Origin of the sequence: Marinobacter lipolyticus (genome assembly GCF_018424605.1) — a bacterium.
Lineage (GTDB): Bacteria > Pseudomonadota > Gammaproteobacteria > Pseudomonadales > Oleiphilaceae > Marinobacter > Marinobacter lipolyticus_B.
Window position 1 is genome coordinate 142,631 of the sequence record NZ_QTKT01000003.1, and the last position, 13,116, is coordinate 155,746.

13 protein-coding genes and 1 pseudogene are annotated in these 13,116 nt (G+C 53.5%); 2 read left to right on the forward strand and 12 right to left on the reverse strand.

Annotated features, from left to right (window positions below; genetic code table 11):
- Positions 1–12: 12 nt before the first annotated feature.
- The 3 genes from DYI22_RS05370 to yghU form a co-directional block, all read right to left on the reverse strand.
- The gene (locus tag DYI22_RS05370; RefSeq protein ID WP_213477015.1) at positions 13–1,116 is read right to left on the reverse strand and encodes a histone deacetylase; all 1,104 of its coding nucleotides are present in this window, start codon (positions 1,114–1,116) and stop codon (positions 13–15) included.
- Positions 1,117–1,203: 87 nt separating this feature from the next.
- A complete protein-coding gene (locus DYI22_RS05375; RefSeq protein WP_213477016.1) occupies positions 1,204–2,463 on the reverse strand; it encodes a DUF2254 domain-containing protein in 1,260 nt (419 codons plus the stop codon).
- Between the two features lie 42 nt (positions 2,464–2,505).
- Complete coding sequence (gene yghU, locus DYI22_RS05380) at positions 2,506–3,384, reverse strand: glutathione-dependent disulfide-bond oxidoreductase (protein ID WP_213477017.1); 879 nt, start codon at positions 3,382–3,384, stop codon at positions 2,506–2,508.
- Positions 3,385–3,558: 174 nt separating this feature from the next.
- On the opposite strand from yghU, the gene DYI22_RS05385 reads away from it, so the two are divergent.
- On the forward strand, positions 3,559–4,368 hold the full coding sequence (locus DYI22_RS05385; protein WP_213477018.1) for a DUF1206 domain-containing protein: 810 nt from the start codon (positions 3,559–3,561) through the stop codon (positions 4,366–4,368).
- A gap of 373 nt (positions 4,369–4,741) precedes the next feature.
- Here DYI22_RS05385 and DYI22_RS05390 read toward each other — a convergent pair whose 3' ends face one another.
- From DYI22_RS05390 to DYI22_RS05400, 3 genes are all read right to left on the reverse strand, one after another.
- Positions 4,742–5,461 (reverse strand): hypothetical protein, encoded by a 720-nt coding sequence (locus DYI22_RS05390; protein ID WP_213477019.1) that lies wholly within the window; start codon positions 5,459–5,461, stop codon positions 4,742–4,744.
- 114 nt (positions 5,462–5,575) lie between these two features.
- Positions 5,576–5,974: a hypothetical protein gene (locus tag DYI22_RS05395; RefSeq protein ID WP_213477020.1), complete on the reverse strand. Its 399-nt coding sequence runs from the start codon at positions 5,972–5,974 to the stop codon at positions 5,576–5,578.
- 44 nt (positions 5,975–6,018) lie between these two features.
- On the reverse strand, positions 6,019–6,186 hold the full coding sequence (locus DYI22_RS05400) for a hypothetical protein (protein WP_213477021.1): 168 nt from the start codon (positions 6,184–6,186) through the stop codon (positions 6,019–6,021).
- A gap of 179 nt (positions 6,187–6,365) precedes the next feature.
- On the opposite strand from DYI22_RS05400, the gene DYI22_RS05405 reads away from it, so the two are divergent.
- Positions 6,366–7,391, forward strand: coding sequence for an IS110 family transposase (locus DYI22_RS05405; RefSeq protein ID WP_213477022.1), 1,026 nt, complete (start codon positions 6,366–6,368; stop codon positions 7,389–7,391).
- Between the two features lie 333 nt (positions 7,392–7,724).
- Here the strand turns inward: DYI22_RS05405 and DYI22_RS05410 are convergent, their stop codons facing one another.
- From DYI22_RS05410 to DYI22_RS05435, 6 genes and pseudogenes are all read right to left on the reverse strand, one after another.
- Positions 7,725–8,546: a DUF2971 domain-containing protein gene (locus tag DYI22_RS05410; protein ID WP_213477023.1), complete on the reverse strand. Its 822-nt coding sequence runs from the start codon at positions 8,544–8,546 to the stop codon at positions 7,725–7,727.
- A 107-nt stretch (positions 8,547–8,653) separates the two neighbouring features.
- The gene (locus DYI22_RS05415) at positions 8,654–9,154 is read right to left on the reverse strand and encodes a hypothetical protein (protein ID WP_213477024.1); all 501 of its coding nucleotides are present in this window, start codon (positions 9,152–9,154) and stop codon (positions 8,654–8,656) included.
- A gap of 636 nt (positions 9,155–9,790) precedes the next feature.
- Positions 9,791–10,621, reverse strand: a pseudogene (locus DYI22_RS05420) (IS3 family transposase); the annotation flags it as partial.
- Positions 10,600–10,971, reverse strand: coding sequence for a transposase (locus DYI22_RS05425; RefSeq protein ID WP_213477025.1), 372 nt, complete (start codon positions 10,969–10,971; stop codon positions 10,600–10,602). The pseudogene DYI22_RS05420 and the gene DYI22_RS05425, both read right to left, overlap by 22 nt.
- A 91-nt stretch (positions 10,972–11,062) precedes the next feature.
- Complete coding sequence (locus tag DYI22_RS05430) at positions 11,063–12,394, reverse strand: reverse transcriptase domain-containing protein (RefSeq protein WP_213477026.1); 1,332 nt, start codon at positions 12,392–12,394, stop codon at positions 11,063–11,065.
- Positions 12,391–12,987: an SLATT domain-containing protein gene (locus DYI22_RS05435; protein ID WP_213477027.1), complete on the reverse strand. Its 597-nt coding sequence runs from the start codon at positions 12,985–12,987 to the stop codon at positions 12,391–12,393. The genes DYI22_RS05430 and DYI22_RS05435 overlap by 4 nt, the downstream gene beginning before the upstream one ends.
- Between the last annotated feature and the right edge of the window lie 129 nt (positions 12,988–13,116).

A 13,116-nucleotide genomic window follows, 5' to 3' on the forward strand; every position in this document is an offset into this window, starting at 1 on the left:
TCAGCAGACAGATCATTCAGTGTCACCCACGAAGGCACCCCGGTGAAACTCGATGGCCTGCTCCACCTCTTCCATACCACACACCCGCGGCTCCGGAACCGGTCCGCCCGCCAGCACACTGAGCACGGAATGCACGCCACGAGCCAGGGATTCGGTGTTGTACCCCCCTTCCAGCACAAACGCCAGACGGCCGTCACAGTGTTTGCGGGAGATCGCCTGCAGCGCGGCGGTCATCGCGGCGAACCCCTCGTAGGTGACGTTCATGGCCAGGTCATACCAGTGGGCGTCAAAGCCTGCCGAGACCAGAATCACATCGGGTTTGAAGTAATCCGCCGCCGGCACCACGATCTCGTTCATGGCACGCAGGTAGGCCATGTCACCGGCACCCCCGGGCAACGGAATGTTCACTGTCGCCCCTTCACCGAGGCCCGCGCCCACGTCCTGCAGCCCGCCGCTGCCCGGGTAAAATGGCGAGGCGCGATGCAGGTCAATAAACATCACATTCGAATCGGCCCAGAAGATGTCCTGAGTGCCATTGCCATGGTGGGCATCCCAGTCGACGATCAGTACGCGCTCGCAACCCAGTTCCGCCTGGGCATGGGCGGCGGCCACCGCGACGTTGTTAAACAGGCAGAACCCCCGCGCCCGCACCGGTTCGGCGTGATGGCCCGGGGGGCGGACAATGGCAAACGCGCTTTCGGTCGTCCCCCTGACCACTGCCTCAACCGCCGCAATGGCCGTACCGGCGGCGACTTCGGCGGCCTCGATACTGCCCGGCGACACCGCGGTGGTGTCCACATCCAGCCAGGCGCTCTGATCACGCAGGGAGAAAATGTCGTCAAGGAAGGACATGGTATGGACCCGCGACAGCTGCTCCCGGGTGGCCACAGCCCCGCTGGCAAGGGCTACCCCGGGTATGGGCTCGCGCTGCAGCAGATCCATGATGGCGGTGATGCGCCCCGGATGTTCCGGATACTTCCACTGCACGTTCAGGCCGGAGAGGATGTGACGAATCCGTTTGTCCAGGCGCCCCGGCAGAAAGGCCACGTTGACATCCGGGGCGTGACGCAGAACCCGCTCATCGTAGAATACAGTGACTTGGGTACGCTCTGACACAGGGCCCTCCGCAGTTGCAGTTCATGGAATGGTCATGCCCGGTCACCCGGGCCGGAGCCTATGTCCAAGCATAGTTGCAAATGCCGGCTAGCGCTCGATCCCGGCCGCCCGGCGCACCGCCGCGAGGTCTTCGGCCATCACCAACGCCTTTTCGGCCCGCGCCAGCGCCATGCGGGCGTGGTCATCGGCGGCCTCCGCCATGGCGCGGTTATCCAGCCCCGCCAGGCTGGCCAGCGCCCGCTGCAAGGTGACCGCCACCTCCACCATACCGGCACCGTCGCGGCCAATGGCGGTGAAGGCATCATTGAACACACCACGCATCGACAGCTCAGGCACTTCGATGCGGTCGCAGGCCGACTCGGCGGTGTGTTCAACGGGTTGGCGGTACCAGAAATGCAGCAGGCGAATCATCGTCTGGATGACCTTGTTCGCGGTACCGGGATCGTTGATCCCCGGCGACAGCGCACGCACGGCGATTTCTGACAACACGACGAAGCCGAAACGGGGGTCCTGGTCGAACACCCGGTCCGGCCCCAGGGTAAAACAGCCCGACACCGCCTCGGGCCAGTCCTCCGAGTCCGGAGGGCTGTCGAACGCGACCCAGGCCAGCGGGTCACCGGGCATCAGGAAGTCCCCCGGCAACGCCGCCAACCGCAGGCGGGCATTGGCCTCCTCGGCCCAGCTTTGCAGTTTGCGGACGTGGATTTCCTGCAGGTGGCCCGGGGACGGCACCGGCACGGCCTGCCCCTTGAAAGGCTCTGCTCCGGCGGGTTTACCGCCCAGCAGCGGCGCACGAAGCCTGTCCTGCAGCATCAGCATGGTGGCCCTTTCGGTCTTGTCGATGATCGGTCCCAGCAGCCCCAGGCGGGCAATCCGGTCGACCCAGCGCACGAACACCAGGATCACGATGGCGAACACACACATGGCGACCGCAAAGATGGTGAAGTAACCGGTGGGCTCGAAATACCCCTCTTCCACCGCCACCCGCGCCACCACACTGAAGATAAAGGAACCGACAAACGCGGAGTGGGCGATCTGGGAAACGTCATCCCGCAGCACCAGGCCAAACGCGCGCGGGGTGCCGTTGCTGCTGGCGGAGGTATAGGCGGCGACCATGGAACCCACGGCAAAGGTGGCGATCACCAGCATGCTGGCGGCCAGAATGGACAGCAGGGTTTCCACGGTGGCACGGGAGATGGATGGCAGCAGCGCCGACAGCTCACTGCCATCGATGATCCGCGCCGCGAACACGGAGATCACCGACAGCACACTGAACAGCAGCGGCCGGAACCACAGCCGCTCGCGCAACCGGTTAAGCCGGAAAATCAGTCGTTTACCACTGTCCATGGGGTCATTTCCTTCTGATTTTCCCGGCCATGCGGACCGCCGCTATTCGCCCTGTTGCGGCTCAAGCTTGTCCTGGGTGCGCAGCTCGAAATCGCTGGCATCGTGGCGCTCGTGCAGCTGGCTTGAAGGTTCGCCCCAGGCACGGTTGACCATGCGACCGCGCTGCACAGCCGGGCGCCGGGCCAGTTCGTCTGCCCAGCGAATCACGTTGGTGTAGGTGTGGGCCTCCAGGAACTCCGCGGCCTCGTACACCTTGTTCTTCACCAGCGCGCCGTACCAGGGCCAGATCGCCATGTCGGCGATGGTGTATTCGTCGCCGGCCACGTACCGGTGATCCGCCAGCTGACGGTCCAGCACATCCAGCTGGCGTTTGATTTCCATAGTGTAGCGGTTGATCGGGTACTCGTACTTCTCCGGCGCGTACGCGTAGAAATGTCCGAAGCCGCCGCCCAGCAGCGGCGCGCTGCCCATCTGCCAGAACAGCCAGTTCATGCACTCGGCGCGGCCGGCCACGTCTTCGGGCACAAAGGCGCCAAACTTCTCGGCGAGATACAGCAGAATCGAGCCGGATTCGAACAGCCGCACCGGCGGGTTGGTGCTGTAGTCCACCATTGCCGGAATCTTGGAATTCGGGTTCACACTCACGAACCCGCTGCTGAACTGTTCGCCTTCGGTGATGCGGATCAGGTACGCATCGTATTCCGCACCGTCAAAGCCACGCTCCAGCAACTCTTCCAGCATCACCGTTACCTTCACCCCGTTGGGTGTGGCGAGGGAATACAGTTGCAGCGGGTGCTTGCCCACCGGCAGTTCCTTGTCATGGGTCGGGCCGGCGATGGGGCGGTTGATATTGGCAAAAGCACCGCCGCTGGCGGACTCCCATTTCCAGACTTTCGGCGGGGTATAACTACTGTCAGTCATCAGTCGACCCTTTTATGGCTGGTGAGAAGTAACTCTGTACGGACGCAATCCGCAGGCAGACCGCAGCGACGTCCGCGCTCAGGAATTCTAGAATAGACAAAGGAGGCCAGCCACACGCATTATCAATCAGTGGCAGTGACATTCACGGAACAGGATGCGTGAGGGGATGCCCGGATGCAAAGCACGGAGGAATCAGACGCCAAAAGCGCGGTCACGATTTTCGCGCGCTGGGGCTACGCCGCACGGGGGATGGTCTACGTGCTGGTGGGCGGTCTGGCGGCGCTGGCAGTTATTGGCCAGGGCGGCGAAACCACCGACAGCCGCGGCGCCCTGCAAAGCCTGCTGACCGCCCCGCTGGGCCGGGCGCTGCTGGCGGTGATTGCCGTCGGCCTGGTGGGCTACGCACTCTGGCGCGGCATCCAGGCCATCAAAGACACCGACGACCACGGCATAAGCGCGAAAGGGCTCGCGATCCGCGGTGGTCTGCTGGTGAGCGCGGCCACCCACCTGCTGCTCGCCGGTTTCGCCGGCAGCCTGGCCACCTCCCTGGGGCGCTCGTCTTCCGGCTCCGGCAGCGGCTCGGAAGGCCTCGCCACCTGGCTGCTGAACCAGCCGGCGGGGCGCTGGCTGGTTGCCGCCGTCGGCGTTGCGATCATCGGTGCCGGCATCGCCCACTTGATCAAAGGGTGGAAAACCAAGTTCCACGCCCATTTCGACATGCCGGCCATCATCCAGCCCTGGGCCTATCCCGTGTGCCAGTTCGGCCTGGCGGTGCGGGGCGTGGTGTTTCTGATGATCGGCACCTTTTTCCTCACCGCGGCCTACCAGGTCAACCCGGACGAGGCCGGCGGCCTGGCCGAAGTGTTCCGCACCCTGCAGGATCAGTCGTTCGGGCCCTGGCTGATTGGCTTCGCGGCCCTCGGGCTGTTCTCGTTCGGGCTTTACAGCTTGCTGGAAGCCATCTTTCGGCGGGTAAACGTCTAGCGGGCGGATTCCATCCAGGCTGACCGTGTTGCGGGCCATCCATAAATCGTACGTGTCTTGCATCGCCGACCCGTCCGCGACGCGCCACAACCGCCCTCGAACTACCATGTACCGTCCATCGGGAGTCACTGGGTACTTCATAGGAGCCTAGCGCCAGATTTCGCGGCCGTTTGGGTGAGCGAAGCGATCAAAAAGCTTCGCCTGTTTAAGTTGTTACGTGAGTTATGCGCAGACCCGTTACCCTTAAAGGATCGCCAGTTCTTATTGTTCCAGCTAGGAACTGCTTCGGTGCCTGCCTGCAACGCCCTGGGTAAGCTGCCGATACGGAGCGCAGTGAAGTAGCGGTCAGCTTCACCCGCTGGTTACACGGACCTCACCACCGGGCTCGCCAGCATTCCTTTTCCGATAAAGCCTCTTCTAATGACGGTTCATTTCCAGATCCATCATTGAGACTAATGGTAGTAGCAATTGTCATGGTGGTAACCGACTGTGATTCGTCCTGCTTACGGCTGTTTTTGAGATGGTTAAGCACGGTTCGCTGGACCCCAATTGGGAGAGCCGTCTTCGTACGCTGCATTATTGGCCTAATGGTTTCTAATACAGCTTGGCCGTAGTCGATTGCCTCACTTCTAGATGGAATTTTTCCCTTGTGAATCACTTCATTTCGAAACTTTATCTGCTTTGGTCGAAGCAGCGCGGGTCTTTCCGAAAAACATTTCAGATAGAGGAAAATGAAAGCTCCAAGCTGACGCTCCGACTGCGATGAAACTTCTTTCCAAGTTTCAGCAAAAGCGCTTTCTTCTACCCCATCCTCCAAAAGTGATGCTTGTATAAAAAATTCGTAAAAACGTTCGAGGCTCGATGTGAAAGAGGCAACGGCCTCTCGGTAGTAACCATCAAGGATTGCGTAAGTTCCGAGATCAAACAGCACCTCAAACTTCTGTTCTTGTAATACCGTTACCGTCGTGTGGCCTTTTTCACAGGTGAATTCATAGCGGCCATCATCTCTGAGCTCGACATATTTCGGGTACGGAGGGTGGCTACTGGCATTCGCTCCGACAGCGCACTTCATACAAGTTAGCGGCAATCTCAAATCACATTCCCCAGAATTTCGGTAACCTCATTTCGTGTAACGCGATGCGCAGCGGCCGGTTTGTCGCGCGCAGCGCGACAAACCGGTCCGACTGGCACTACTGGTTAGGGAACATTACCTCGACGGCACAACATAAATTGGGTCATTCGAGTAAGGATTCCCGGCCCCATAGGGGTTATTGATGCTGTCCGGGGAATAGGGGCTTCCATACCTTCCATAAGGATTAGATGTTGAATCCGGATCGTATGGGTTATTGCTAAGCCGCCCGCGGTAGTCACCTTGACTATCGTAAAGCTTAGGAGCATCTGTTGCGTAGGGGTTGGTATGAGATTTGTTGCTGTACGGGCTGCCATATTGACTATAGGGGTTGTTTAGTCCGTCGGACTTATATGGACTTCCAGCGCCGTAAGGATTATTCAAGCAGTTTGGATCATAAGGACATGCGCCTGAAGCCGCTGCCGAAATGCCAAAAAAGAAAAATGCGATTAAAAGCAGATTTTTTTTAATCTTCATGATCTTCTCCTACCTTGCCCAACCGCTAACTAGAACGACTATAGCTACGAGAGGTCATCCAAGGAAATATTGGGGTATTTTCCGTCAACTACTTGCTTTCCAAACTCCATTGAAAGTTTCTCTGCTTCTTCGAGGCTTTTCACTTTTTTGCTGGCGCTGACAGTCTTTTCGAGTGACTGTGCCCTTGCGCCATGATGACGAATAATAGACACGCGAACCACCCACTCATTAGTGTCTGCCAACTGATAAGGGATTGGAATGCTTTATAGGTCGTGCGATTCATATTCCCTCCCTGGTCCTAACGAATGATATGGACTCCCCCAGCTCCCACGGCATCCATGTGCCACATTGAAGGTGTCGACATCTTCAATCAAAAGCAGGAGGAGTCATCATGAATGTTACAACCATTGGCATCGGTCTGGCGAAAACTGTGTTCAGTATTCATGGTACCGACCAACACGGCAAGGTCGTGGTTCGCAAACGACTGAATCGACCCGAGCTGTTGCCGTTCTTCGCACAATTACCTCCTTGCCTGATCGGCATGGAAGCCTGCTCGGACGCTCACTACTGGGCGCGTGAACTGACCAAGCTCGGCCATGATGTTCGGATCATTGCACCCCGGTTTGTGGCTCCGTATCGCAAGAGCAGCAAGAATGACGACAACGATGCCGAGGCCATCTGCGAAGCGGTCGGTCGGCCCAATCTGCGCTTCGTTCCCATCAAGACCGAAGACCAGCAAGCGACGCTGTGCCTGCACCGTATTCGCCGTGGGCTCACTATGGAACGCACTGCGCAGATCAATCAGATTCGGGGCCTGTTAGCCGAGTTCGGCCTGATCATTCCCCAGGGGCGTTACTCTGCGCGGCGCCGGGTTCCAGAGATCCTGGAGGACGCGGAGAATGGTTTACCGATGCTGGCCCGTCGGTTACTGAATAATATCAATCAGCGCATTCTCCAGCTTGATGAGGAAATACTGTCGTACGACCGGGAGATCGAAGCGATGGCCCGGCACGATGAGCGGGCCGAGCGCCTGATGGCCATACCCGGCATTGGGCCTCAAACCGCGACAGCCATACTCGCCAGCGCACCCGACCCCAAACAGTTTAAAAGCGGGCGACACTTCGCCGAGTGGCTGGGGCTGGTGCCTCGACAATACTCGACCGGGGGCAAAGTTCGACTGGGAAGAATCACCAAGCGTGGGGACAAATACCTGCGAACATTGTTGATCCATGGCACCCGAGCGGTGATTGCAAAATTACCGGATAAACACGATCGTCTCAGTCGCTGGGCGCGGGAACTGGTAGAGCGGCGAGGGTACAAACGAGCGGCAGTCGCGTTGGCGGCCAAGAACGCGCGGATCATATGGGCGCTAATGATGAACCAGACAGAGTTTAAGTCACAGCCTGTGGAGGGCTAATAACCGAGTACCAACGACAGGCAGAACACGCCTGCCAGCCGAGTCTTGCAACGGCAAGCGATGACGGAACGGTCAGACCGAGAGTGATAGAACCTGTTGCGCTCCGCGGCTTTAGAAAGCCGACTAACGAATGAGGTCATCACTCACACGCATCATCATCCTGGCCCGGGCAACAGTGCCCACAGAGAGGCCGAATGGAGAACCGCAGTCTCAAACCGCTCTGGAATCAAATGGCGTTGCTTGACCGCAGGGGGAGTCCATGTAGCCGTGCGCAGCGGCCATTTTGTGGAGTGCAGCGGAAAAAATGGTCCGACTGACGCTACTTGTTAAATCCTACCAATCCCGATATGGAGTTTCGCTTGCTGCAATACCGTTCCTGAAGCGAACTTTATTGAACATCACGGTTATGGCGTTCATCGCTAAATCTTTATGTGGAGTGGGCCCTACCCTTAGGTTCCATAAAGGCGTTTGATCTGATGAAAGGCCAAGCTTTACCTTCACATAGGGCACAAGAGTTGATTTTCCGGGCCTAAGTTCAGTTCGGCTATCATCAGTAGGAATTACTGATACAAGCCGCCATTCGCGTTCATCTTGGAAGGAACTGTGTTTTAGAAAAGGAGCGAACTGGATAAAGGTTTCCAAAATATGGCCGCTTTGCTTGCGACAATATTCTGTGAAGTCCTCGGAATCACGGTATCGAGCGATCAAATACTCAACTGCTTTTTCCACCCACCGTTTCACTATATTGCCTTGCTCGACCGACTCGTATATGCATGGCTTTAAGATAAAGCCTTGGTTTTTAACCAAAGCCTCTAGCTTGTCTCCATCGAAGCCCAGGCTGTAACCGAAACTTGGTGGACAGTAACCTCGCCACTGACTCAGTGAGTCATCAATTTCAGAAAAACAAGCTACATATATGGTTAATTTATCGGCACGATTTAAATTATCTGACACCGCCTCGCAAAACTTTTTCCTAAGGTCATCATCGCTTTCATGACCTATTTTTTTTAGGTGTTGTTCCGCAATCTCTATAGCGTGAAGAAATTCCTTCGCGTCATTCATATATTGTATGCGCGTTGCCCATATAGAGTCTGATTCGATGATCCCAAGAACTCCAGCTCCGCTCGTGTAATGGTGCAAAATGGGCTTTGACATCTAAGAAATAGTCCTAAAACAGTTTTAGATTTAACGCCGCTCAGCACGCGCGGCTACGGAATGGAGGCAAAGCCGCAATGTAGTAAACGTCGCCGTGACTGGCATTGTTAGGTTTTTGAAATTTTCCCAAATTCTTCAATGTCCTCAAGCGCCTTTTCTTCTTTCTTCCGAACATCGCCATCATCTAAGCCAAAGCTGAATGCATCTGGCAAGAGGCAACCTTCTGAGTTCTTCTGCCACCTATGAAGTGCCCGATTGTACAAAGCTTGCTTGATACAGTATTCGAGCGCTTTTTCATGACGATCATCATTAAAATTATTTGCCACCATGTCTTGGCGCCGCCACGATGCGGCAATTAGCCAGTGATGAAACGCATACTCATACTGCGCAGTAGCCTGATATTGGATGGCATGTTTTTCCAGGCCATGATATTCGGTGTTATTTTTCGCAGGCACACGAGAGTCTAAAACATCAGGCCGGTGGGCACCCCACGGGTAATCACCTCTCATGCAAGGAAAGCAATTTGTTAGACCTTGTGCCCCTCCAAAGTGCTGTTTCAGGAACTCTGAGGCCAGGTTCTCGTACTCTGGCTTCCAGCTAAAGTCCACCAGTCTCTCCTATACCTAACGCCGCTAAGCACGCGCGGTTGCGGAATGGAGGCGAAGCCGCAATGCAGTAACCGTCGCCGTGACTTGCCTGGTTATGTGTAGGCCTGCTTAACAGCGAAGGCATAGTCCAAACTGCTTAGAACTGCAGGCTTCAGCTTGCAAAGGAACCACCCCAACCTAGTACAGACAATTTCAAAATTCTTCACGTAGGGCTCATTTGCCCATATGTAGATGTTCTTCTGCACCTCTCGGTCAGTGTCGGAACCAAAAGAGTCCATTAGCAAAGTGCAGTAACTTTCCCGGTCTGAGGCAGCGACAAGCATAAAAGTCGCTCCACATTCGAAACTAGCCGAGTGCTTATCGTATGTGGCCCTGACCTGCTCATCACTGGGAAACCCATTCAGAGCATAGATATAAAGTCCGCTCTTCGTAAGTCGAATTTGCTCGCAATGCAGCCACACGATTCGCTGAGAAAAGCCGTGTTTCTCAAGCTCCACTCGGAATTCTTGTAAGAGACTGTCACCATTCATAAAGACACATAACGCTGAGGTAACCGGCGCCGGAGCGCCAGCGGAGGGAACCAAAAGCGCCAAGCTTTTGGCGTGATATTCCCCCAAATAATTGGACACGCCCCCATCAGTTAGCGCTCTCGAACTCCAGCGGACTCCGGTAACCGAGGCTGCTGTGCAGCCGTTCGGTATTATAAAAGCGCTCAATATAGTGTTTTATATGGTGTCTTAATTGGCGAAGCGTGACAAAGCTGGTTGCGTGCAGCAGTTCTCCTTTCAGGCTTTTGAAGAAGGACTCCACCTCGGCATTGTCCGTGCAGTATCCCGGCCGGCTCATGCTGTGAACGATCTGGTGACGGGCAAGCATGTCACGCATTTTAAGAGCCCTGAACTCGGTCCCCCGGTCGGTATGTAGTAACAGACCGGGCGGCGGTGAGCGGTCCGCCAGGGCTTGCTTAAGAGCGCCGCTGGATAGCTCGCCGTTCAGACTGGCCTCCAGCTTCCAGCCCACGATGCGACGCGAGAACAGGTCGAGTACCACGGCCAGAAACACGTTCTTCCGCCCCATTTTGATGTAGGTAACGTCGCTGCTCCATTGCTGGTTCAGGGTAACTGGCTTCTCCGTGGCCAGACGGTAGTTTGGCCATGCCCGCAGGAGGGCCCGCCGGGTGAGCAAACGCCGATAAATTCGGTAGGTCCTAGCCTTCATGCCCCATTCCCGCATCAAGCGGGCCACACGGTTTTCTCCCACTCGCACACCTTGGTTTTTCAGGGCTTGGTAAACCTTTGGGCTGCCGTAGCGGCCTTCACTATCGTTAAAAATCCTGCGTATCTTGAGCAACAGATCCGCATTCTCCATCGATCGTTTACCAGGCTTTCGATTGGCCCAGGCGTAGTACCCAGAGCGTGAAATGTTCAAGTGGCGGCACAGCGCTTTTACGCCGTGTTCTCGCCGGTGCTGCCAGACGAATCGGAACGCTTCCGTCGTTCCTCGGCCTGAAAACGTTGAAACTTTTTTAGGATGTCGTTTTCCTCCTGAAGCTCCGCTATACGGCGTTTCAGGCGAGCAATCTCATCCTGCTCCTGGATCTTCTTCTTGGCGTCAGCTGGCGCTTTCTTGACCCGTTTCATGGCGAACTTTCCTTCACGGTATTCCTTTCGCCAGCGTGACAGCATGAAGGGGTGAATATCCAGCGCCTCGGCAACGCTTTTGACACTGCGGTGCGCTTGGTGACTCCATTCCACCGCTTTGACTTTGAACTCAGTGGTGTACTGCTGAGTTTTCTTCCCAGTGAGCATCTTCGGCATCGTAGTTCTCCTGTTTCGGAGTTATCGATGCGTGTCTATTGAAGTGGGGGAAGTGCAGCGTCCGGTTGACCGCCTTGTTAAATGCACATTCTTAGTACTTGAAGTCTTTGATATCTTCTTGAAGATCTTTTACCTGCTTACCAATACGCTTATGGAAGTCAAAAGAAATCTCTTCATCAGTTTTCTTTCTAATGTTCATATTAAAATAATATGTCAGCACGTTCTTTTGTTGTTCTAGCGTATAATCATCAAAATTCGGAATATAATTTGTCACGTACTTTCTATGGCTTAGTTCTTTGAATGCTCGTGAGAATTTTTTTGGTTTTATCCTCAGGCCAAATCGTTTTACTAGCTTATTCACGTAATGATCTAAGGTATGGAGCAGATTTTCATCATTGATTTCTGAAAAGAAAAAAAGCCAGCCTTTGCTTTTATTTTCAAAAATACAGCCAGTTATTCTAAGATTTAACCGCCATTCTAAAAAATTCTCATTCCTTTTTTCTGAATATTTGAAGCTAGTAAATATTGCTGCTAGCGAGGCCCTCAGCTTCTCAACTGTAGCTTGCCTTGCAGTAACTAAGCTATTATCGAACTGGTAACCCAAATAGTCGAAGCGGTTGCTTATTCGGCCTATGCTAGATTTGTCTGGAACCTCAACAGGGTCGTGAATTTTTAATCCAATTTTACGAAACTTAGATATTACATCTCTAGAAATTTCTTCAGCATCTTTATGCTTACAGAATATAAGCACATCATCGACATAGCGATAGTAAGAGATATTTTGGTAGGCATTCATATATCTATCAATATTTATTAAATATATGGCAGCCAAAACATTTGATATCGCCAGGCCTTGTGGCACTCCACGCTCAACCCTCTCGTCACTGGGCTTCGATACTGAAACTGTTGGTGACGATATTGCTGACTCTATTACTTCCAGAATTCCTTCTTCTTTGATTCTCCTTCTTAATCTTGATCTAAGTTCTGAGTGTATTATAGAAGGATAAAAATTAGAGACATCAAGCTTTATGTAACCAGTATATTTTTTGGAGCAAACGTCTTTCTTTACATCTGAAATAACACTCTGAGGAAGCTCTAGATTCAAGCTGGACTCAAAGCGCTCACCTAAGAAATCGCACATTGCACGCATCGCAATGCGGTCCCGTATGGTTGGAATTGCTATTTCTCTAGGAACCTTACCCCTTCCTTTACTTACTAGCTTTAGCCGATATTTGCTGAACTTATAGGTTCCAGCCAGCATCTTTCGTGAAAGTATTTCTATTTGTTCATCCAACTGCTTCCTAAAAGAGTATTGATTTAGGTTGTCTATACCGGTCGCACCGGAATAGATCACATGCTCTGTGAAAATTCGCTTAAGATTCGCCTCTGAAAAGTGTTTTTCAAAATGCTTACGAACATTCACAGAAATGCCTCTAAACCAAAAAACAAAGCAATAGGAAGAGCATAGAGTGAACCAAGCATTAAATATCTCTTAAAGGTCCACCATGACAAACTTAGCCAATGATACCAAGTTGGGCCGCGGTCAAGGTCTGGTTTTAGTCCTGTTTCCTTATTGACAGGCTTTCTGTTCGTAACATACTCAAGGCAAAGAGCTAAAAAATAGTCGTGATCGTTATGATTCTCACATAAGCTTAGGACTTTTTCATAATCTTTAGCTATTACATCAATTTCGCAATTATCTGATCTTGACCTTTGATATATCAATTGTAGAGCTTCATAACTTTCTTTGATTAGCCCAGCTCTTTCTTTAAAAGATAAGCCAGAAATAAAACCCGACATACAGAGCACAAGAACAGAATAAACAACCCAGCTTATACCTGAAAGGTTATTCAGAGCGCCTTGGTCATCGACTTTCAAATAGTAAATCGAAGCAGCAACACCAAAAAATGAATACCAAAGCAGGAGCAGTTGAGATTGAAACGAATTTGCTAAGAGCCTCTTTTCCGCTTGAATTCTTGCCTTTCTTGTCCACCAGACGTTGTCTGAAAATGCCATCAGTCTTCCTTAAAAAATGGTCTTTGGGTGTCTAAAAGTTACAAGGTTAACACCCCTAGCGGGGCAAGGCGCGCAAGCACCTAAGAGACAAGCTCTTCAGTATTAGTTGCACTCACAAGTGAGTGGCCA

Coding starts and splice junctions, on each gene's coding strand:
- DYI22_RS05385 (WP_213477018.1), top strand. CDS start 3,559: ATGCAAAGCACGGAGGAATCAGACGCCAAAAGCGCGGTCACGATTTTC.
- DYI22_RS05375 (WP_213477016.1), bottom strand. CDS start 2,463: ATGGACAGTGGTAAACGACTGATTTTCCGGCTTAACCGGTTGCGCGAG.
- DYI22_RS05425 (WP_213477025.1), bottom strand. CDS start 10,971: ATGCCGAAGATGCTCACTGGGAAGAAAACTCAGCAGTACACCACTGAG.
- DYI22_RS05395 (WP_213477020.1), bottom strand. CDS start 5,974: ATGAAGATTAAAAAAAATCTGCTTTTAATCGCATTTTTCTTTTTTGGC.
- yghU (WP_213477017.1), bottom strand. CDS start 3,384: ATGACTGACAGTAGTTATACCCCGCCGAAAGTCTGGAAATGGGAGTCC.
- DYI22_RS05435 (WP_213477027.1), bottom strand. CDS start 12,987: ATGGCATTTTCAGACAACGTCTGGTGGACAAGAAAGGCAAGAATTCAA.
- DYI22_RS05410 (WP_213477023.1), bottom strand. CDS start 8,546: ATGTCAAAGCCCATTTTGCACCATTACACGAGCGGAGCTGGAGTTCTT.
- DYI22_RS05405 (WP_213477022.1), top strand. CDS start 6,366: ATGAATGTTACAACCATTGGCATCGGTCTGGCGAAAACTGTGTTCAGT.